The 19,510-nt window shown below is 40.9% G+C and carries 15 protein-coding genes; 13 read left to right on the forward strand and 2 right to left on the reverse strand.

The window, feature by feature from the left end; translation table 11 throughout:
• Window positions 1-50 precede the first annotated feature (50 nt).
• The 12 genes from rny to mutL all read left to right on the forward strand — a co-directional run bounded on the left by rny (window position 51) and on the right by mutL (window position 17,331).
• Window positions 51-1,613, forward strand: coding sequence for a ribonuclease Y (rny, locus tag C6W21_RS03810; protein WP_007499477.1), 1,563 nt, complete (start codon window positions 51-53; stop codon window positions 1,611-1,613).
• Between the two features lie 88 nt (window positions 1,614-1,701).
• Entirely contained in the window at window positions 1,702-2,496 is a 795-nt protein-coding gene (locus C6W21_RS03815; protein ID WP_034662209.1) for a TIGR00282 family metallophosphoesterase, read from the forward strand.
• 201 nt (window positions 2,497-2,697) lie between these two features.
• Window positions 2,698-2,958 carry a stage V sporulation protein SpoVS gene (gene spoVS, locus C6W21_RS03820; RefSeq protein ID WP_003211281.1) on the forward strand — a complete coding sequence of 87 codons (261 nt, stop codon included), beginning with the start codon at window positions 2,698-2,700 and terminating at the stop codon, window positions 2,956-2,958.
• 202 nt (window positions 2,959-3,160) lie between these two features.
• Window positions 3,161-6,205 carry an efflux RND transporter permease subunit gene (locus tag C6W21_RS03825; RefSeq protein WP_106055922.1) on the forward strand — a complete coding sequence of 1,015 codons (3,045 nt, stop codon included), beginning with the start codon at window positions 3,161-3,163 and terminating at the stop codon, window positions 6,203-6,205.
• A 175-nt stretch (window positions 6,206-6,380) separates the two neighbouring features.
• The gene (gene tdh, locus C6W21_RS03830) at window positions 6,381-7,445 is read left to right on the forward strand and encodes an L-threonine 3-dehydrogenase (protein WP_106055923.1); all 1,065 of its coding nucleotides are present in this window, start codon (window positions 6,381-6,383) and stop codon (window positions 7,443-7,445) included.
• A complete protein-coding gene (locus C6W21_RS03835) occupies window positions 7,442-8,623 on the forward strand; it encodes a glycine C-acetyltransferase (RefSeq protein ID WP_106055924.1) in 1,182 nt (393 codons plus the stop codon). Before tdh ends, C6W21_RS03835 begins: the two co-directional genes overlap by 4 nt.
• 110 nt (window positions 8,624-8,733) lie before the next feature.
• A complete protein-coding gene (locus tag C6W21_RS03840) occupies window positions 8,734-9,840 on the forward strand; it encodes an MrcB family domain-containing protein (RefSeq protein WP_106055925.1) in 1,107 nt (368 codons plus the stop codon).
• Window positions 9,841-9,930: 90 nt separating this feature from the next.
• Entirely contained in the window at window positions 9,931-11,457 is a 1,527-nt protein-coding gene (gene miaB, locus C6W21_RS03845; protein ID WP_106049369.1) for a tRNA (N6-isopentenyl adenosine(37)-C2)-methylthiotransferase MiaB, read from the forward strand.
• A gap of 1 nt (window position 11,458) precedes the next feature.
• Window positions 11,459-11,893 carry a regulatory iron-sulfur-containing complex subunit RicA gene (gene ricA / locus C6W21_RS03850; RefSeq protein WP_003211238.1) on the forward strand — a complete coding sequence of 145 codons (435 nt, stop codon included), beginning with the start codon at window positions 11,459-11,461 and terminating at the stop codon, window positions 11,891-11,893.
• A gap of 269 nt (window positions 11,894-12,162) precedes the next feature.
• Window positions 12,163-12,708, forward strand: coding sequence for an outer spore coat protein CotE (gene cotE / locus C6W21_RS03855; RefSeq protein WP_106055926.1), 546 nt, complete (start codon window positions 12,163-12,165; stop codon window positions 12,706-12,708).
• Window positions 12,709-12,832: 124 nt separating this feature from the next.
• Window positions 12,833-15,409 (forward strand): DNA mismatch repair protein MutS, encoded by a 2,577-nt coding sequence (gene mutS, locus C6W21_RS03860; RefSeq protein WP_106049371.1) that lies wholly within the window; start codon window positions 12,833-12,835, stop codon window positions 15,407-15,409.
• Between the two features lie 20 nt (window positions 15,410-15,429).
• Window positions 15,430-17,331 (forward strand): DNA mismatch repair endonuclease MutL, encoded by a 1,902-nt coding sequence (gene mutL, locus C6W21_RS03865; protein WP_106055927.1) that lies wholly within the window; start codon window positions 15,430-15,432, stop codon window positions 17,329-17,331.
• Window positions 17,332-17,369: 38 nt separating this feature from the next.
• On the opposite strand, the gene bslA is transcribed toward mutL, so the two are convergent.
• A complete protein-coding gene (gene bslA / locus C6W21_RS03870) occupies window positions 17,370-17,906 on the reverse strand; it encodes a biofilm surface layer hydrophobin BslA (protein ID WP_106049373.1) in 537 nt (178 codons plus the stop codon).
• A 124-nt stretch (window positions 17,907-18,030) separates the two neighbouring features.
• Complete coding sequence (locus C6W21_RS03875; protein ID WP_106055928.1) at window positions 18,031-18,429, reverse strand: hypothetical protein; 399 nt, start codon at window positions 18,427-18,429, stop codon at window positions 18,031-18,033.
• A 568-nt stretch (window positions 18,430-18,997) separates the two neighbouring features.
• On the opposite strand from C6W21_RS03875, the gene C6W21_RS03885 reads away from it, so the two are divergent.
• Entirely contained in the window at window positions 18,998-19,471 is a 474-nt protein-coding gene (locus C6W21_RS03885) for a CarD family transcriptional regulator (RefSeq protein ID WP_106049376.1), read from the forward strand.
• The last annotated feature ends 39 nt before the right edge of the window (window positions 19,472-19,510 follow it).

Below are 19,510 nucleotides of genomic sequence, written 5' to 3' on the forward strand. Positions count from 1 at the left end.
GCCGACACTTTATTTGTAAAACCAAGTTCATAGCAAGAGGAGGTGAAAATATGTCGCCTACGATGTTTACGATCATCTCCATTTTGCTGAGCCTAATCTGTTTAGTTGTTGGCTACTTTGTTCGTAAAACCATTGCAGAAGCAAAAATATCCGGCGCAAGAAACATGGCCGAACAAATTGTTGAGGATGCAAAGCGTGATGCGGAAGCATTGAAGAAAGAAGCGCTCTTGGAAGCGAAAGATGAAATTCATTCTTTTCGTGTAGAGGCGGAGCAAGAAGTTCGTGAAAGACGTAATGAGCTTCAAAGACAAGAAAACCGTTTACTTCAAAAAGAGGAAAATCTTGATCGCAAAGACGAAACTTTAGATAAACGGGAGTCCCTGTTGGAGAAGAGAGATCATTCTCTGAATGAACGACAACAACATATTGAAGAGATGGAAAGCAAAGTGGATGATATGATTCGTTTGCAGAAAGCCGAGTTGGAACGTATTTCAAGTTTAACTCGAGATGAAGCGAAACAAATCATTCTGGATCAAGTTGAAAATGAGCTTTCCCACGACATTGCAGTCATGACGAAAGAATCTGAAAACCGAGCGAAAGAAGAGGCTGATAAAAAGGCGAAAAACATTCTTTCACTTGCGTTACAGCGTTGTGCAGCTGATCATGTAGCTGAAACGACGGTATCTGTAGTCAATCTTCCAAATGATGAGATGAAAGGTCGTATTATCGGACGTGAAGGACGAAATATCCGTACGTTAGAAACGTTAACAGGTATTGACTTGATCATAGATGATACACCTGAAGCTGTTATCCTATCGGGCTTTGATCCGATTAGACGTGAAACAGCGAGGATAGCTCTGGACAAGCTAGTCCAGGATGGCCGCATTCATCCTGCACGAATTGAAGAAATGGTGGAAAAATCACGCCGTGAAGTCGATGATTATATCCGCGAGATGGGTGAGCAAACGACATTCGAAGTCGGAGTTCACGGTCTACATCCGGATCTCATCAAAATTCTCGGTCGCTTAAAATTCCGTACAAGTTATGGACAAAATGTCCTGAAGCATTCAATTGAGGTTGCACATCTTGCAGGTCTCATGGCTTCAGAGCTTGGAGAAGATGCAAAGCTTGCAAAACGAGCAGGTCTTCTGCATGACATTGGAAAAGCCATTGATCATGAAGTAGAAGGAAGCCACGTAGAAATTGGCGTTGAGCTTGCGACGAAATATAAAGAGCATCCTGTTGTCATCAACAGTATTGCCTCTCACCACGGTGACCAAGAACCGACATCTATTATCGCTGTTCTTGTTGCGGCAGCAGATGCATTATCTGCAGCACGCCCTGGTGCAAGAAGTGAGACGCTTGAAAATTACATTCGGAGACTTGAGAAATTAGAAGATATCTCTGAATCTTATGAAGGTGTTGAAAAATCGTTTGCGATACAGGCTGGACGCGAAGTACGTATTATGGTGAAGCCGGATTCAATTAATGATCTTGAAGCTCACCGTCTAGCAAGGGATATTCGTAAGCGGATTGAGGACGAGCTCGATTACCCTGGTCACATTAAAGTGACGGTCATTCGAGAAACTCGCGCAGTAGAGTATGCAAAATAGAGCGGTGCGCTTAGCGCCGCTTTATTTTTTTGTGTAAATATGCAACACTGATAAGAAGTCAATTTATAAGAGAAAGGGTTCAAAGCGCATGAAAATATTATTTGTTGGAGATATTGTCGGTTCACCTGGACGAGACACACTGAAAGAATACTTGCCAAAGCTAAAGAAGAAATATCAGCCCCACTTTACCATTGTTAACGGAGAAAATGCTGCTCATGGGAAAGGTATAACTGAAAAAATCTATCATGAGCTGCTGCAAGCAGGAGCTGACGTGCTCACAATGGGCAACCATACATGGGATAAAAGAGACATTTTTGATTTCATCGATGACGCAGCCAACATGGTTCGTCCGGCGAACTTCCCAGAAGGCACACCTGGTAAAGGTCTTACGTTTATAAAAAAACAAGGAAAAGAACTGGCCGTCATCAACCTACAAGGACGCACTTTTTTACCGCCAATTGACTGTCCATTTCAAAAAGTAGATGAGTTAATTGCGGAAGCATCCAAACGTACACCGTTTATTTTTATTGATTTTCATGGTGAAGCCACAAGTGAAAAGCAAGCAATGGGCTGGTATACAGACGGCCGTGCATCATGTGTCGTTGGAACGCATACACATGTTCAAACAGCAGATAACCGCGTTTTGCCAAAAGGAACTGCGTATATTTCAGATGTGGGAATGACAGGACCTTATGATGGCATTTTAGGTGTTGATCGGGAGACGATTATTAAACGATTCAAAACGAGTCTTCCAGTCCGTTTTGAAATTGCAGAAGGACGCACGACATTAAGTGCAGTGATCGTAGAAATTGACGAACAGTCGAAAAAAGCTGTCAAAATTGATCGAATTTTGATAAATGATGACCATATTTTCTTTGAATAAATGTTCACATATTTATTTCAGAAAAATATTAATCAGAAAGAAGGAATATGCGCCCTCTATCGTGAATATAGTAAAAATGGTAGGTAGCCTGCTATTTTTGAAAAACATTTTGGGGATGGATTTTCAAAAAATAGCATCATCTAACAAAGATTGTTCTAATGAACACTCACTTATCCATTGTAAATTTAAGGGGGAGCAGAAATGGAAATTTTAAAAGTTTCAGCAAAGTCAAATCCGAATTCAGTAGCAGGAGCATTAGCAGGCGTTTTACGTGAACGCGGTGCAGCGGAAATACAAGCAATCGGCGCTGGAGCGCTGAATCAGGCGGTCAAGGCTGTAGCCATAGCAAGGGGATTTGTTGCACCAAGCGGAGTGGATTTGATATGCATTCCAGCCTTTACTGACATTCTTATCGATGGAGAAGAAAGAACAGCAATCAAATTGATTGTTGAGCCACGATAATTCTAATTTTATTATTTTCAACCTGCTTACATCATGTAAGCAGGTTGTTTTTGTTTACCACTATACATTTCTTATATAACATATTCAGTTCATGAAATAGATAAAAATTACATATTAGAGCTTGCATTTTTTCACCATGATGATAAATTAAGATTAAGTTGAAAATACTTCATCAAAAATAAATATTTAAGTAGGTGAAATAATGATTGAAGCTTTTTTGAAAAGAGGAAAACTTGTTTTTATTTTATTTTTTATTGTTCTCATTGCTGGCGGCTATTTATTCACGCAGCTTCCTAAACGAGAACTGCCAGAATTCCAAGCGAATATCGTCACGATTTCCACCGTGTTTCCTGGTGCGGATGCCAAACAGGTGGAAAGTGATGTAACCAATAAGCTCGAATCAGCCATATCTGATATCAATGGTGTAGAGAAAACAAGCTCTGTTTCTGCCATTGGTTTTTCAAATATTGTGCTTGAAATTGAAGATCAAGCCGACTTTCAAAAGGTGGCAAGTCAAATTAAGAATGAAACAACAAGTGCTGCGTCGTCCTTTCCTGACGGAGTGATGGAGCCGGATGTAAAGGATGAGTTTGGCAACGTGCCGGTTGGTTCTTATATGGTTGTGGCAAGTCAATCAACAGACTTAGCAAAAAGTCAGGAATCGCTGCGTGCGTTGAAGGAAAAGGTTGAGGACATCAAAGGGATAGACAGTGTCGTCATCAAAGGATTCAATGATAAACAAGCGGTATTAAACTTAGATTCAAGTAAACTGGAGAATGAAGGGTTAAATGTAACGGATGTCACAAATGCCATCAATCAGGAATTTGACACATCTCCACTAGGCGACATTCGGACAGGCGGCGAGAAGGTTAAGCTGTCCATAGATGCCTACGACCGTTTGAATCAAGTGAAAAAGCTTGAGCTTTTCTCCAAAACGAACCGTGAGCCGGTCACAATCAGTCAGCTTGGCAGCTTAAAAGAAGTAGAAAAAGAGAAAAGTGACATTGTGTCGTATAACGGAAAGCCCGCCTATTCATTTACAGTCAATATCAAACCAGGGCTTGATATTCCTAGAATGTATGACAAAGTCAGTGATGTGATTGAGAAAGAGAAGCAGCTTCCAAATGGTGTGGAGTGGGTAGACTACTATTCACAAAAAAGTGAAGTGGATGCCATTTTTAATGATTTGATAAAAGAAGCCATTGTTGCGGTCATTGCTGTCATTATCATCACCACACTTGGTCTTACCATTGGCGGTGCGTTCATCGTTTCACTTGCCATCCCATTATCGATCACAATCGGAACGATTCCGCTGCCATTTTTACAAGTGGACCTCAATCAGATTTCAATTATCGGCTTTATCATTGCCCTAGGGATACTTGTCGATGATGCCATTGTCGTCAACGATAATATTTTAAGGCAGATGAAAAAATATGAAAGTCCACTGAAAGGAACGATTGCAGGGGTAAAAGAAGTGGCAGGGTCTATTTTGACATCAACACTTGCGGTTGTGTTTGCCTTCTTGCCGCTTGTTTTTCTATCAGGTGCAAATGGTTCATTTATACGAGCATTACCGTCTGTCCTCGTAACGACTGTACTTGCGTCTATGGTAATTTCTCTGACACTAGTGCCAGTCTATCAATATACCGTGAACCGAAAAAGAAAGAACAAGAAGATTCAAAAAGAGCCAGGATTCCTAGGCAAACCGTTTAAAAAATTAGCTGATTTTTATGCAGACCGTGTGCTGGCGAACATTGTGAAGCGTCCGCTGCTTATTGGCCTAAGTGGTTTGCTCGTTGCAACGCTTGCCTTTTTACTGATTTTCGTCACACCATTTGAATTTTTCCCTGCGGCGAATAAGAAAGAAGTGGTTGTCACTGTCACACTTCCAAGTGAAACAACATTAGACAAAACAAATGAAACATTAAAGAAAATAGAACAAGAGATCAAGCAGCAAAAAGGCATTGAAGAAACGGCGATCTTTGCAGGCGGCGGTGTACCGAACCTGTTTAATGAAAGTATCTCAAATGCGAGTGATCATACTGGTCAGGTTGTCGTGAGAGTAGACAATGATCAGATGACGAGTAAACAATTGATAGATCGTATGACAGAGCCATTGCGTAAGAAATTCAAAGATGCTGATATTTTTATGAAAACCATTGTTCAAGGACCGCCAACCGGTGCGCCTGTGACAGTAACCGTTGCGGGTGATTCTTTTGCAAAGCTGATTGATGTCAAAGAAACGCTCACAAGTGAAATGAAAGAAAAAGGAGCGAGCTTGATCACTGACGATGTCAATCAGCCGATAAAAACGATCTCCTTTGAATTAAACCGTGACCGAATGGCGGAGGATGGACTCAGCGCTCAGTTTGTCAGCAGACAGCTCGGTCTTGTGACAGAAGGCATGCCATTAGGCAGCTTTAAACAAGGAACAAATGATATCGACTTAGTGGTCAAACAGGATATGGGTACACATCAAAATGGATTAAAGCTAAAAGAAATAAAAGTGCCTGTGAATACAAATGAAGGTGGTATGCCTTCACTCAAGCCGCTTAGCCGATATGTAAAAGAAAAAGAAACAGAGCAGTACGAAAGCATTCCACATGAAAATGGAATTCCGACCATTACGCTGAAGGCGTACCCTGGCACGTCAGAGTCGTTTAAAGACGACATGAAAGAAGTCGTCGATCAAGTAGAAAAAACGGATGCAGCGAAGGATCTAGCCATTTCTCAAGGTGGAGAAAATGAAGATCAAACCCAGTTCTTTATTGAAATTAGTCTCTTATTTGGGGTTGTCTTGCTTCTCATTTATGTGACCATCGCTTTCCAGTTCAATTCATTGATGCTTCCATTGTTAGTTCTAGGAACGGTTTACTTAGCGATATCTGGAGCTGTTATTGGACTGTTTGTCACCCAAACGCCGTTCAGCTTTATGGCAACAATGGGAATTGTCTCATTAGCTGGTATCGTGGTCCGAAATGCGGTTGTCTTGTTCGAATTTATTGAGCAGCGGCGTAAGCAAGGATTCGATCAACAGACAGCTGTCATTGAAGCGGGAAGAGCAAGGATTAGGCCAATTTTACTAACAGCATTTACAGCACTGGTTGCCCTTATGCCTGTAGCATTAAGTAACGATCCACTCTTTAAACCGCTGGCAATCTGCATAGTATCGGGCGTCTTTTTCTCAACGATTCTCACACTCTTCATTGTGCCAGCCTTATATATTGCCGTTTCAAAAAGACGGTGACGCAAAAAGCAAATCTCCTTTTCTATGGGGATTTGCTTTTTTATTTAGAAAAATATCCAAAAAAATATGTGGAGTGTTCATTTGTCTTTATACAGTGTACAGTGGTATTTACGACTAAAATAAGACGTGTTAAAATCTCATTGGGAGAAGTTTTTTAACAAAGGGGTTGTACGTCATGTGTGGAACGATGAAAGCAATTGTTAAAAAAGAAAGCGCTTACGGAGCGGTGCTGATGGAGATGCCGATTCCAGAAATCGATGATCATGAAGTATTGATTCAGGTGAAAGCCACTTCGATATGCGGAACAGACGTGCATATTTATAACTGGGATGACTGGGCAAAGGGAAGAGTTAAAGCGCCCTACACTTTTGGACATGAATTTACAGGGGAAGTTGTCAAAGTGGGGAAGCAAGTCTCACGTGCAAAAGTAGGGGATTTTGTATCGGCAGAGACGCATGTTGTATGTAATCAGTGCTCTATGTGTTTAACTGGGCAGCAGCATTTATGCAGTGAAACGAAAATTTTAGGGGTAGACATTGACGGCTGCTTTGCTGAATATGTCAAAGTACCTGAACAAAATGTGTGGCACAATCCAGCTCAAATGCCAGTAGAGCTTGCGTCTATCCAAGAGCCGCTTGGAAATGCTGTTCATACAGTGCTGCACACACCTGTTTCAGGTAAGTCAGTGGCGATTTTTGGCTGCGGACCAATCGGTTTGATGGCGATCGCCGTCGCGAAAGCTTCCGGTGCTGTCCAAGTGTTTGCTGTCGATCAAAACGAATACAGGCTGGATCTTGCCCGGAAAATGGGGGCAGACCATATCGTGGATATTGGAAAAGATGATCCTGTTGAGGTGATTAAGCAGTTCACGCGGATGGAAGGGGCAGATGTGATATGCGAGATGTCAGGACATCCAGTTGCCATTAATCAAGCACTCGAAGCTTGTACAAATGGAGGGAAAGTCAATATACTAAGCTTGCCAGAACGGCCAGTGACCATTGACATTACGAATCAAATTGTTTTTAGGGGATTAACCGTGCAAGGGATTACGGGGAGAAAAATGTTTGAGACGTGGCGTCAAGTATCTGAGCTATTAAGAACGAATACCATCGATGTCCAGCCAGTTATCACCCATACGCTGCCATTTGAACAGTTCGAAAAGGGATTTGAACTCATGAGAAATGGTACGTGCGGAAAGGTCGTACTGATGATGCCATCAAATCAAAGGGGGAAGAAATGATGAAAGAATTCACGTATTTACAAGATGAATTGGAAACAATGAAGCAGCAAGGCACCCACCAAACATTGAAAGAGATCGACTCAAAACAATCATCCACTGTGACATTAAATGAACAATCTGTCATACAGCTCTCCTCAAATAACTACTTAGGCCTCACCTCACATCCAAGGCTGATGAAAGCGGCAAAAGAGGCAATTGATGAATTCGGTGCTGGTACAGGATCTGTACGAACCATCGCCGGCACAATGACGATGCACGAACGTCTTGAAAAAAAGCTCGCAGCATTTAAAAAGACCGAGGCAGCCCTTGTGTTCCAATCAGGCTTTACGACCAATCAAGGGGTCTTATCAAGTATCCTGACAAAAGATGATATTGTTATTTCAGATGAACTGAATCATGCCTCAATCATTGACGGCATCCGGTTAACAAAAGCAGATAAAAAGGTATACGGTCATTCCAATATGGAAGAGCTTGAGAAAATTTTAAGGAAATCTATGAATTACCGCGTGCGTCTCATTGTCACAGACGGTGTGTTCTCAATGGATGGAGATATTGCGCCACTTCCTGAGATTGTCAGGCTCGCAGAAGCATATGATGCATTTGTGATGGTAGACGATGCGCATGCCTCGGGCGTGCTTGGTGAAAATGGACGCGGGACAGTCAACCATTTTAAACTCGACGGCAGAGTGCACATTCAGGTTGGGACACTTAGTAAGGCTGTCGGAGTCCTTGGCGGCTATGTAGCGGGATCAGCCGTTTTAATTGATTATTTAAAACATAAAGCAAGACCGTTTTTATTCAGTACCTCACATCCGCCAGCTGTGACTAGAGCGTGTGAAGAAGCGATTGAAGTGCTGTTAGATGAACCGGAGCGAATCGATACACTTTGGGAAAACGCCACCTATTTTAAAGAAAAGATCGTCAGCCTTGGGTTTCAAGTTGCACCGACAGAGACACCGATTATCCCAATCATGATTGGAGACGAAGCCCTTACTTTTCGCTTTTCAAAGGCTTTAATAGACCGAGGCGTGTTTGCTCAAGGCATCGCCTTCCCGACTGTGGCAAAAGGAAAAGCGAGAATTAGAGCTATCATCACAGCAGAGCACACAAAAGAAGAACTAGACCGTGCATTGACGATAATCGAAGAAGAAGCAAAAAAACTGAACATACTTGATTAAGAGAGCGCAGGCTCTCTTTTTTTGCGATATTCTTTCCATATTTCATCAAATCTACCGTTTGTTATGTATAATGTATGTAAAAAGATATATTGAGGTAAGTGGTGAGACAAATGTTATTTAATAAAGATGAGTTTTATGAGCAATTTTTAGATTATAAGAACAAAGGAAGAACAGATAAGAATCACCCTTTTCACAAAATATTTAATAAAGAAATCCCAAACAAAATACAATATGAATTAGAAAAACGTCATATGAGAAATTTGGATAGAATTGATATTAAAGCATCAACAGGAAATGGAAAAGTTGCAGAATCTATTTGGATAGCATTTCTAGATCAGCTATTAACAAAGAATCAAAAAACAAATAAAACAACTACACAAAAAGGATTATATATAGTCATTTTATTCGCTAATAACGGCAAAGACTTTTATTTATCGATTGGATTAGGTACTGAAAATTTATCTCTCAAAAAGATTAAATATGAAGCAGAAGTTTGGCGAGAACGACTAAAACCACAATTGAAGAGTCGTCCTAATTTAAATGGATTTGAAATAGGTGATTTTTACCTAGGAGAATCTGATAGGCCTAAAAAGTATGCAGCAGGTTCATTGGTATTTAAAAGGTATAACATCAATACATTTAATCAACTAAAATTTTTAAAAGATATATATAACTTGAATGAATTCTTTTACGATTTTATTTTCGAAATTTATTCGAGTCCTGATCTTCATATAGACACAAAAAATAAAAAAAGTATAAAACGAAAAAGAATCATTCATAGAGATGTTTATAAACAATTAAGAGAAGAAAGAGCAAAGCAAAACGAAAAGACAGGTAGAATAGCAGAGAAATTTGTTTATGATATGGAAGTAGGACAATTAAACGAAGCGGGTCAGGAACAATTAGCGGAAGCTGTCAATTGGGTGGCTGAAACGGAAGATGGTCATGGATTTGACATCAAATCTTATTACCCCGATGGAAAAGAGAAACTCATAGAAGTAAAAGGATCTAAACTGACTCATCAAGACTTTCCATTTTTCTTATCTGAACAAGAAAGAATGGTAGCAGAAGAGGAAAAAGAAGCATATGTGATTACTTTAGTTGAGAGTGTCGGTACACAGCAGATGAAGATTGTCAAAGAAATACAAAACCCTTTAGGCAAAGACGATCTACATCTGAAACCTACTCAATATTCATGCAGAATTCGTGTGGATTGAAAAGTGATGGCACATATGAATTTATTTTCAATTCATCACAAAATAGTCTATACTGTAGGGTGGAGCTTGGTTTGAAAGGAGTACAAATTCATGAATGAAGAGCAGAGAAAAGCGAGCGGACAAGTAAGTTCATCGGACAAAAAATCCGAGAAGGACTACAGCCAGTATTTTGAAGCTGTGTATATTCCGCCTTCCTTAAAAGATGCAAAAAAACGGGGTAAAGAAGAAGTCGAATACAATCAATTTCAAATTGACGAGCGGTTTCAAGGGTTAGGGAACGGCCGCAAGTTTTATATTCGCACATACGGCTGTCAAATGAATGAGCATGACACAGAAGTGATGGCTGGTATCTTTATGGCGCTTGGTTATGAACCGACAAACTCAACGGAAGATGCAAATGTCATCTTATTAAACACGTGTGCGATTCGTGAGAATGCGGAAAACAAAGTGTTCGGAGAGCTTGGTCATTTAAAAGCATTAAAGCGTGAAAAGCCGGATTTAATCTTAGGTGTCTGCGGATGTATGTCTCAAGAGGAATCTGTCGTCAACCGTATTTTGAAGAAACATCCATTTGTTGATTTGATTTTCGGTACACACAACATTCACCGCCTGCCAGAGCTATTATCTGAATGCTACCTTTCAAAAGAAATGGTCATCGAGGTTTGGTCAAAAGAAGGCGATGTAATTGAAAACCTTCCGAGAGCCCGCCAAGGGAAAATTAAGGGCTGGGTGAATATTATGTACGGCTGTGATAAATTCTGTACATACTGTATCGTCCCTTACACGCGCGGTAAGGAAAGAAGCCGCCGCCCGGATGAAATTATTCAAGAGGTCAGACGTTTAGCGGCAGAAGGATATAAGGAAATTACCCTTCTTGGTCAAAATGTAAATGCGTATGGAAAAGATTTTGAAGACATGGAATATGGTCTCGGACACCTGATGGATGAGCTGCGTAAAATCGATATTCCGCGTATCCGTTTTACAACAAGCCATCCGCGTGACTTTGACGATCACTTAATTGAAGTGCTTGCTAAGGGTGGGAATCTTCTCGATCATATTCATTTGCCAGTTCAATCAGGAAGTTCTTCTGTATTGAAACTCATGGCGAGAAAATATGACCGTGAGCGTTACCTAGATCTTGTGCGCAAAATCAAAGAAGCCATGCCAAATGCTTCATTAACAACGGACATTATTGTCGGGTTTCCAAATGAGACAGATGAGCAGTTTGAGGAAACACTTTCCCTCTATCGCGAGGTTGAGTTTGATGCTGCATATACGTTCATATACTCTCCAAGAGAAGGAACACCAGCAGCGAAAATGCAAGACAATGTACCAATGCGTGTGAAAAAAGAACGTCTGCAGCGCCTGAATGCCCTCGTGAATGAAATTTCCGCGAAAAAAATGAAGGAATATGAAGGGCAGACTGTCGAAGTATTAGTAGAGGGTGAAAGTAAAAACAACCCTGAAATCCTAGCCGGATATACAAGTAAAAGCAAGCTTGTGAATTTTAAAGCACCAAAAGAAGCGATTGGCAACATCGTCAAAGTGAAAATCACACAAGCCAAAACTTGGTCTCTTGACGGAGAAATGGTTGGAGAAGCTATCGAGGTGAATTAAAATGACGCTTTATTCAAAAAAAGAGATTGTCGAGCGTGCAAGAGAGCTCGCTAAAATGATTTCTGAAACAGAAGAAGTTGATTTCTTCAAAAAAGCAGAAGCGCAAATCAATGAAAATACAAAAATTTCAACGATCATTAATCAAATTAAGGCGCTTCAAAAACAAGCTGTGAATTTAAAGCATTACGGCAAACATGAAGCCTTAAAGCAAGTGGAAGAAAAAATCGATGCCCTGCAAGAAGAACTGGATGAAATTCCGGTGATTCAAGAATTCAAAGAATCACAAGTGGAAGTCAATTCCCTGCTTCAGCTCGTAGCGCATACGATTTCTAATCAAGTAACAGATGAAATCATTCTTTCAACCGGTGGTGACCTCTTATTAGGAGAAACCGGTTCAAAAGTCAAAAACTCATCACCAAGTTGCTCCATTAAATGAGAAAACCCCGCAGATGCGGGGTTTTTTTGCTTTGCTACCATCATTTTTTGAAAGAACAGAAGAAAATCACACTTTCCGTTCTACTTCATGCTTCGTCACCCCAAAATCTCTCACTCTCCAACTTTTCCAATTTTCAAGGCAAGTTTATGGGCGACCATGCATACACTGAAACAGAAATGAATTTAATTGAACATGAGTTCAAAATCGTGACACACTAGACGAATGCCCAGCATAAGATAAAACGATCAAGAACAAGGAGGCATGCCGGAATGTCTGAATACAGAGAGATTATTACAAAAGCGGTGGTTGCAAAAGGGAGGAAATTCACCCAAAGCACACACACCATTTCTCCATCGCAAAAACCAACCAGCATCCTAGGTGGTTGGATCATTAATCATAAGTATGATGCTGAAAAGGTCGGTAAAACTGTTGAGATTGAAGGAACCTTTGATATTAACGTATGGTATTCTTACGCTGATAACACAAAAACAGAAGTCGTCACAGAACGGGTGAAATATGTAGACATCATCAAACTGAGATATAAAGATAAAAATTTCCTTGATGATGAGCACGAAGTGATTGCAAAAGTGCTGCAGCAGCCCAATTGCCTAGAAGTGACAATTTCACCAAACGGCAATAAAATTATCGTTCAGGCAGAGCGTGAATTCATTGCTGAAGTGGTAGGAGAAACAAAAATTGTTGTAGAGGTCAATTCAAGCTGGAAAGAAAAAGATGATCAAGAGTGGGAAGAAGAGGTGGATGAGGAGTTAGAGGATATTCATCCAGAATTCCTAGCGGGTGATCCAGAAGAGTAATTGATGACTAGGGCGCATACCCCCCTAGTTTTTTTGTGTCCTGTATAGGAGAAAAAAGGTGATTTTTTATGCTATAATGAAAGATGGTATGAATTCGAATGTAATATAGTGAGGGATTAGAAATATGGCAAGTTATACGCCCATGATACAGCAATATTTAAAAATCAAGGCAGAGTATCAAGATGCCTTTTTATTTTTTCGCTTAGGCGATTTTTATGAAATGTTTTTTGATGACGCAAAAGAAGCGGCACAAGAACTAGAAATTACACTAACAAGCAGAGATGGCGGGACAATTCCAATGTGCGGCGTGCCTTATCATTCTGCTTCTGCATACATAGAACAATTGATTTCAAAAGGCTACAAAGTCGCGATTTGTGAGCAGGTGGAAGATCCAAAAACGGCAAAAGGTGTGGTCAAAAGAGAAGTCGTTCAACTCATTACACCGGGTACGGTTATGGATGGTAAAGGCTTAAGTGAAAACGAGAACAACTTCATTGCCTCTGTTACAAAGTTTGAAAATGGATATGGACTTGCACTTTCCGATTTATCTACAGGTGAAAACATAGCGGCTTTCATCGATCGATTAGATGAGGTCGTGTCTGAAATTTATTCTGTCGGCGCAAAAGAAATTGTGGTATCAAAGCAGCTGGAGGAGGAAACGGTCAAGACCTTAAAGGAACGCTGCCAAGCGACCATTTCATACGAAGATAGTGATGAATTAATCGATGAAGCTGAGCGACTCGTGTCCCACCTGAACGAGCATCTAAAATCGGCCTTTTTCACACTATATGCCTATTTAAGAAGAACGCAAAAAAGAAGTCTCGATCATCTTCAGCAAGTTCAAGTGTTTGAGCTTGAACAAACGATGAAAATCGATCTTTACTCGAAGAGAAATCTTGAATTAACAGAAACGATTCGTTCAAAAAGCAAAAAAGGCTCATTATTATGGCTGTTAGATGAAACAAAAACAGCGATGGGCGGCAGACTGCTCAAGCAGTGGATCGACCGGCCGCTCATTCGTCTTTCGCAAATTAAGGAACGTCAGGAAATGGTGCAAATTCTCATGGATCATTTCTTTGAACGAGAGGATCTGCGTGAGCGGTTAAAGCAAGTATATGATCTTGAGCGTCTAGCAGGCCGCGTGGCATTTGGCAACGTGAATGCCCGTGATCTCATCCAGCTCAAGGAATCCTTAAAACAAGTACCGGATATTAAACAACTCGTTCATTCATTACCAGAGGAAAAGGCGAAATCAAGAGCGAATGATATTGACCCTTGTGGTGACTTGCTCGATTTATTAGAAGATGCACTTTATGAAAATCCGCCGATGACAATAAAAGAAGGCAATTTGATTAAAGATGGCTACAATGCAAAATTAGATGAATACCGTGATGCCAGCCGAAACGGAAAGGACTGGATTGCACGTCTTGAACAGCAGGAAAGAGAATATACCGGCATTCGCTCCTTAAAAGTCGGGTTTAATAAAGTGTTTGGTTATTATATCGAAGTGACACGCGCAAATACACATCTGCTGGAGGAAGGGCGTTATGAAAGAAAACAAACGCTTGCCAATGCAGAGCGGTATATCACACCTGAATTAAAAGAAAAAGAAGCACTGATACTTGAAGCAGAATCAAATATTAACGAATTGGAATATGAACTATTTACAGCTCTCAGGGAGCAAGTGAAAGGTTATATTCCTAGATTACAGCTGCTTGCAAAACAAATGAGTGAGCTGGATGCGCTTCAATGCTTTGCGACTGTCAGTGAAAAGCGCCGTTATATCCGTCCGGAATTCTCAGAGGATGACGTGGATGTCAAAGATGGCCGTCACCCAGTCGTTGAAAAAGTGCTGGATCACCAGGAATATGTACCGAATGACTGCCATATGGGAAAAGGCAGACAAACCTTACTCATCACTGGACCGAATATGTCGGGGAAAAGTACGTATATGAGACAAATGGCGCTCATCTCAATTCTTGCGCAAATTGGCTGCTTCGTGCCTGCGTCAAAGGCGACGCTTCCAATCTTCGATCAAATCTTTACACGTATTGGTGCAGCAGATGATTTGATTTCTGGTCAAAGTACTTTTATGGTAGAGATGCTCGAAGCAAAAAATGCGATGGTGCATGCAACGAAAAACAGTTTGATTTTATTTGATGAAATTGGACGCGGGACAAGCACCTATGATGGAATGGCTCTTGCGCAGGCGATCATTGAATTTGTTCATGATCATATTGGTGCCAAAACCCTATTCTCTACACATTACCATGAGCTCACGGTCCTTGAGTCTCAATTAAGCGAGCTGAAAAATGTCCATGTACGTGCTGAAGAGCATGAAGGCACGGTCGTTTTCTTACATCAAATTAAAGAAGGTGCAGCTGATAAAAGCTATGGTATTCATGTAGCACAGCTTGCTGAATTGCCTGATGCCATCATCGATAGAGCCCAGACCATCTTAACGGAGCTTGAGAGCGGATCACATGACGTGACCCCGCACGTATCTGCAGCACCAAAAGCAGAAAAGATTGAAGAAAAACAGCAGCTATCTTTCTTTGAAGTAGAAGAAAAACCGCAAACAAAAGCAGTTCTAAAACATAAAGATCAAGCGATAATCGACGAATTAAAGTCATTCAACCTAATGGATATGACGCCGCTTGATGCCATGACAAAGCTGTATGAATTGCAAAAGAAATTATAATGTAAGGTGAGGTGAGCAAAATGGCAAAGATTATTCAGTTATCCGATGACCTATCCAATAAAATTGCTGCAGGTGAAGTAGTCGAGCGTCCGGCTTCTGTCGTAAAGGAGCTAATGGAAAATGCAATCGATGCAAATAGTACAGTGATTGAAATCGATGTAGAAGAAGCAGGTCTTTCCTCTATTAGAATGATTGATAATGGTGTTGGAATCGATGCTGAAGATTGTAAGCTCGCCTTTCAGCGCCATGCAACGAGTAAAATTAAAGATGAAAATGATCTGTTCCGTGTCAGAACGCTCGGATTCAGGGGAGAGGCGCTGCCAAGTATCGCATCTGTCTCTCATCTAGAAATGAAAACAAGTACTGGTGAAGGAGCTGGAACGCACCTAGTACTACAAGGCGGAAAGATCATTTCAGAGAAAAAAACCTCTGGCCGCCGCGGTACCGAGATTGTCGTTACCAACTTATTTTACAATACGCCCGCCCGCCTTAAATACATGAAAACCGTTCATACGGAGCTTGGCAATATATCGGATGTCGTCAATCGAATTGCGCTGGCTCACCCAGAAGTATCGATTCGCTTGCGTCATCAAGGAAAAGTCCTGCTTCAGACGAACGGAAACGGAGATGTGCGGCATGTGCTGGCGGCCATTTACGGGACAGCTGTTGCGAAAAAAATGGTGCCGCTTCACGTGCAATCACTTGATTTTGAAGTGAAAGGATATATCTCCTTGCCAGAAGTGACAAGGGCATCACGGAATTATATGTCTTCTGTTGTAAACGGCAGATATGTTAAGCATTTTCCGCTCGTGAAAGCGGTCCATGAAGGGTATCACACCCTGCTGCCGATTGGCCGCCATCCGATTACATTTATTGAGATGAAGATGGACCCCATTTTAGTGGATGTGAACGTTCACCCTTCGAAGCTTGAAGTGAGACTTAGTAAAGAGCAGGAACTTCATGAGCTGATCAAACAAGGAATTAAGGAAGTGTTTCAAAAGCAGCAGCTCATTCCAAGTGCTTCGGTACCAAAGAAAGCACCAATGCCAGCTTTAAAAAATGAGCAGCAATCCTTAACCTTCGATGCAAAACAAGGAAACCCAAGCCCAGCGGAAACACCGCTATCCTATCAGCCGGAGCCGCTCGAATCGGTCTTATATGAGACAAGTCATACCGGAGCATACGGAATGTCTAAACAAGAGAAGACGGAACCATCATCACCAGTATTTTATGAAGAAGCCGCATCTGAGCGTGTTCATTTAGAGGAATCCGCCGCTTCACTTGAAGATAAAGAGACGGTACTGCGCGAAGAAGTGACAGAAACGATTCCTGAAAACGAACGCGTCCCTGTGATGTATCCAATTGGGCAAATGCACGGCACATATATTTTGGCTCAAAATGAACGAGGGCTTTATATCATCGACCAGCATGCGGCTCAAGAGCGAATCAAGTATGAGTATTATCGTGAGAAGGTAGGAGAGATCAAGCAGGAAGTGCAAGAAATGCTTGTCCCATTAACATTTCACTACTCTAAAAACGATATGCTGATTATTGAAGAGCATAAAGAGATACTAACGAAAGTGGGCGTCTTCTTAGAGCCTTTCGGTTCAGGAAGCTACATTGTACGGTCGCATCCGCAGTGGTTTCCAAAAGGAGAAGAGGCTGGACTGATCGAAGAGATTATAGAGCAAGTGCTGGATGAGAAGCGTGTTGATATCAAAAAATTGAGAGAAGAAGCGGCGATCATGATGAGCTGCAAAGGTTCTATCAAAGCAAATCGTCATTTGCGAAATGATGAAATCAAAGCCCTATTAGATGAACTCCGGCAGACAAAGGACCCCTTCACTTGTCCGCACGGCCGGCCGATCATCATTCATCACTCGACATATGAAATGGAGAAAATGTTTAAACGGGTCATGTGATCAAATAAAAAAGCGCTCTTATTAGAGCGCTTTTTTATTTAGCATCCACAAGGATTTGGCGGTGTGACCACAACTGGTCGTGTTTGAATATCAAGGGTGTCCTCTGCATAAAATTTAGAACCAATGCTAAGCGCACGATTTTCTGCGCGGAACGTGTATGTACCTGCAGCAGGAAGTACTTTATGTGAAAGTTGTAATTTATATTGTGAGATTCCTAATAAATCGATTCTAGCTGGAATGCGGACAGTTTTTCCACTGTTCAAAATGTAGCTGTCTTTTAATGCTTTTCCATTGAAGATGTCTTTTGTTGTAGCTTGAAAGCCTGCAGGCAATGTGAACTCAATGGCACCGATACTTAAAATAGAATTTGGGCGGTATGTCAGCTCAATGTCAGAAAAAGACCATTCCTGCTTACTTGTACCTGTAATTTTTGCATAAAGTTCAGCTGGTCTTGCATTCGTTGATGCTTTGCCTTCCTCCGTTTTGACTCCTTCTGCGGATGCGGCAATCGGTACCGATAGTGCCATGACCAGTGTAAGCATTCCCATCATGATCATTGTCCATGTTTTTTTCATTTCTTCCTTCCCCCTTGTTGAATATAGGTAAATAATAGATGATTACACCCATTATTTACCTATAAGGTTACCATATTCCTATATGGTATTAAATGGTATATTATACCCTTATTTTGTTGCTTTTTTAGTAATAACGGGGGAAAAGCGCATTTGGTTGGTTCATTCCATAACCATGGCCTGTCATTTGCTGATTTGGCATCATCATATGCATATCTTGATATCCGTATGGATGATATGGCATCATTCCGTATCCACCATAGTGACCAAGATGATGGTGATCCTTCATTGGAACATGTGAAAAGGCATCATGCTGATTTGGAAACGGCGAATAGGTTGAATGATGATGCGGATAGTGTCCGCTGTACATATCTTTTTTACCGGTATGATCATGATTTGGTATATTCATAGGATCATGCATGTTTGGCGCGACCACATGCTCATGATTGGCTGTATACACATTCTCAAACGTATGATAGGGATTTTCTTGGTGATGGTGATTCATTGGGCTATTCATATTGTTCATTTTATATCTCATCCTTTATGTCAGGTTGCCTTATCCTATGAGCATGATCCGTTTCATGAGCCTATCCATATGAAAAAAACCGGCTTTTCAGCCGGGAAAACGAAAAGCAGGTGAAAGCGTCAATTGCTAATATGAGAAGCCATGTCTTCTTCTACGACGCTTCTTACAGCTGCTGCAGACACTTTTAGGACAGTAATAGGGATCGTAGCTTCTGGAAGTATCCCAGAAATCGCTCTCAAACCAATCATCTTTTTTATGATAAGATTTCTTTTCTTTACATGGATCAACATGGCGATGATCGTCATGCTTTTTATAACAGTTTGAGTGGGAATGTTTGCACTTGCATTTGCACATTGTCATCCCTCCTAAATGTGACTCAATGCTAGTATATGCAAGAATAAGACAAGGGGACTGGATGATGGCGTTTTTTTTGTAAAAAAAGGCTTTTTCTGAAAAACTCAAACAAAAAGAATTGACTAGTGCTAAAATAACATGATAGAATATAAATTTTTATCCACAGATGAAATGTGTTATAATCATATTGTGAATACTTTCGGAGGTGGCGGATTTGTTTCAAATAGGTGATAAAATTGTTTATCCTATGCATGGTGCCGGTGTGATTGAAGGAATGGAAGAAAAAGAAATTTTAGGTAAGACGGAGGAATATTTTCTGATTCAAATGCCGAATATGCAGATGATGATCCCAAGAGGCAGAATCAATCAACTAGGTATACGTCCGGTCGCTGATCAAGCAACGCTGAAAGTTGTGATGAACAATTTTGCAGAAGAAACAAACGACGAAACGCTTACTTGGAAGCAAAGATATGATGAAAATCTGAAAAAGCTAAAAACAGGTGAGATCAAAGATGGTGCAGATGTTGTGAAGGATCTGATGAGACGAAATCAGAAGAAAGCATTAAATTCAAGTGAAAAGAAGATGCTTGAAGATGCACGAGGCATGTTAGTGAGTGAGATTTCTCTTGCACAAGGACTGTCGCAAGATGAAGTCCTTTCAGCCTTAGAAAATGAACTAAGAGTTTAATGATGGATATACAGTAATTGGCTGTAAACAGAAGGGCAT

The sequence above is a fragment of the Bacillus sp. NMCN1 genome (assembly GCF_002998085.1).
GTDB lineage: Bacteria > Bacillota > Bacilli > Bacillales > Bacillaceae > Bacillus.

Coding starts and splice junctions, on each gene's coding strand:
- miaB (WP_106049369.1), top strand. CDS start 9,931: ATGAATGAAGAGCAGAGAAAAGCGAGCGGACAAGTAAGTTCATCGGAC.
- mutS (WP_106049371.1), top strand. CDS start 12,833: ATGGCAAGTTATACGCCCATGATACAGCAATATTTAAAAATCAAGGCA.
- tdh (WP_106055923.1), top strand. CDS start 6,381: ATGTGTGGAACGATGAAAGCAATTGTTAAAAAAGAAAGCGCTTACGGA.
- ricA (WP_003211238.1), top strand. CDS start 11,459: ATGACGCTTTATTCAAAAAAAGAGATTGTCGAGCGTGCAAGAGAGCTC.
- cotE (WP_106055926.1), top strand. CDS start 12,163: ATGTCTGAATACAGAGAGATTATTACAAAAGCGGTGGTTGCAAAAGGG.
- bslA (WP_106049373.1), bottom strand. CDS start 17,906: ATGAAAAAAACATGGACAATGATCATGATGGGAATGCTTACACTGGTC.
- C6W21_RS03840 (WP_106055925.1), top strand. CDS start 8,734: ATGTTATTTAATAAAGATGAGTTTTATGAGCAATTTTTAGATTATAAG.
- C6W21_RS03825 (WP_106055922.1), top strand. CDS start 3,161: ATGATTGAAGCTTTTTTGAAAAGAGGAAAACTTGTTTTTATTTTATTT.
- rny (WP_007499477.1), top strand. CDS start 51: ATGTCGCCTACGATGTTTACGATCATCTCCATTTTGCTGAGCCTAATC.
- C6W21_RS03835 (WP_106055924.1), top strand. CDS start 7,442: ATGATGAAAGAATTCACGTATTTACAAGATGAATTGGAAACAATGAAG.
- mutL (WP_106055927.1), top strand. CDS start 15,430: ATGGCAAAGATTATTCAGTTATCCGATGACCTATCCAATAAAATTGCT.
- spoVS (WP_003211281.1), top strand. CDS start 2,698: ATGGAAATTTTAAAAGTTTCAGCAAAGTCAAATCCGAATTCAGTAGCA.
- C6W21_RS03815 (WP_034662209.1), top strand. CDS start 1,702: ATGAAAATATTATTTGTTGGAGATATTGTCGGTTCACCTGGACGAGAC.
- C6W21_RS03875 (WP_106055928.1), bottom strand. CDS start 18,429: ATGAACAATATGAATAGCCCAATGAATCACCATCACCAAGAAAATCCC.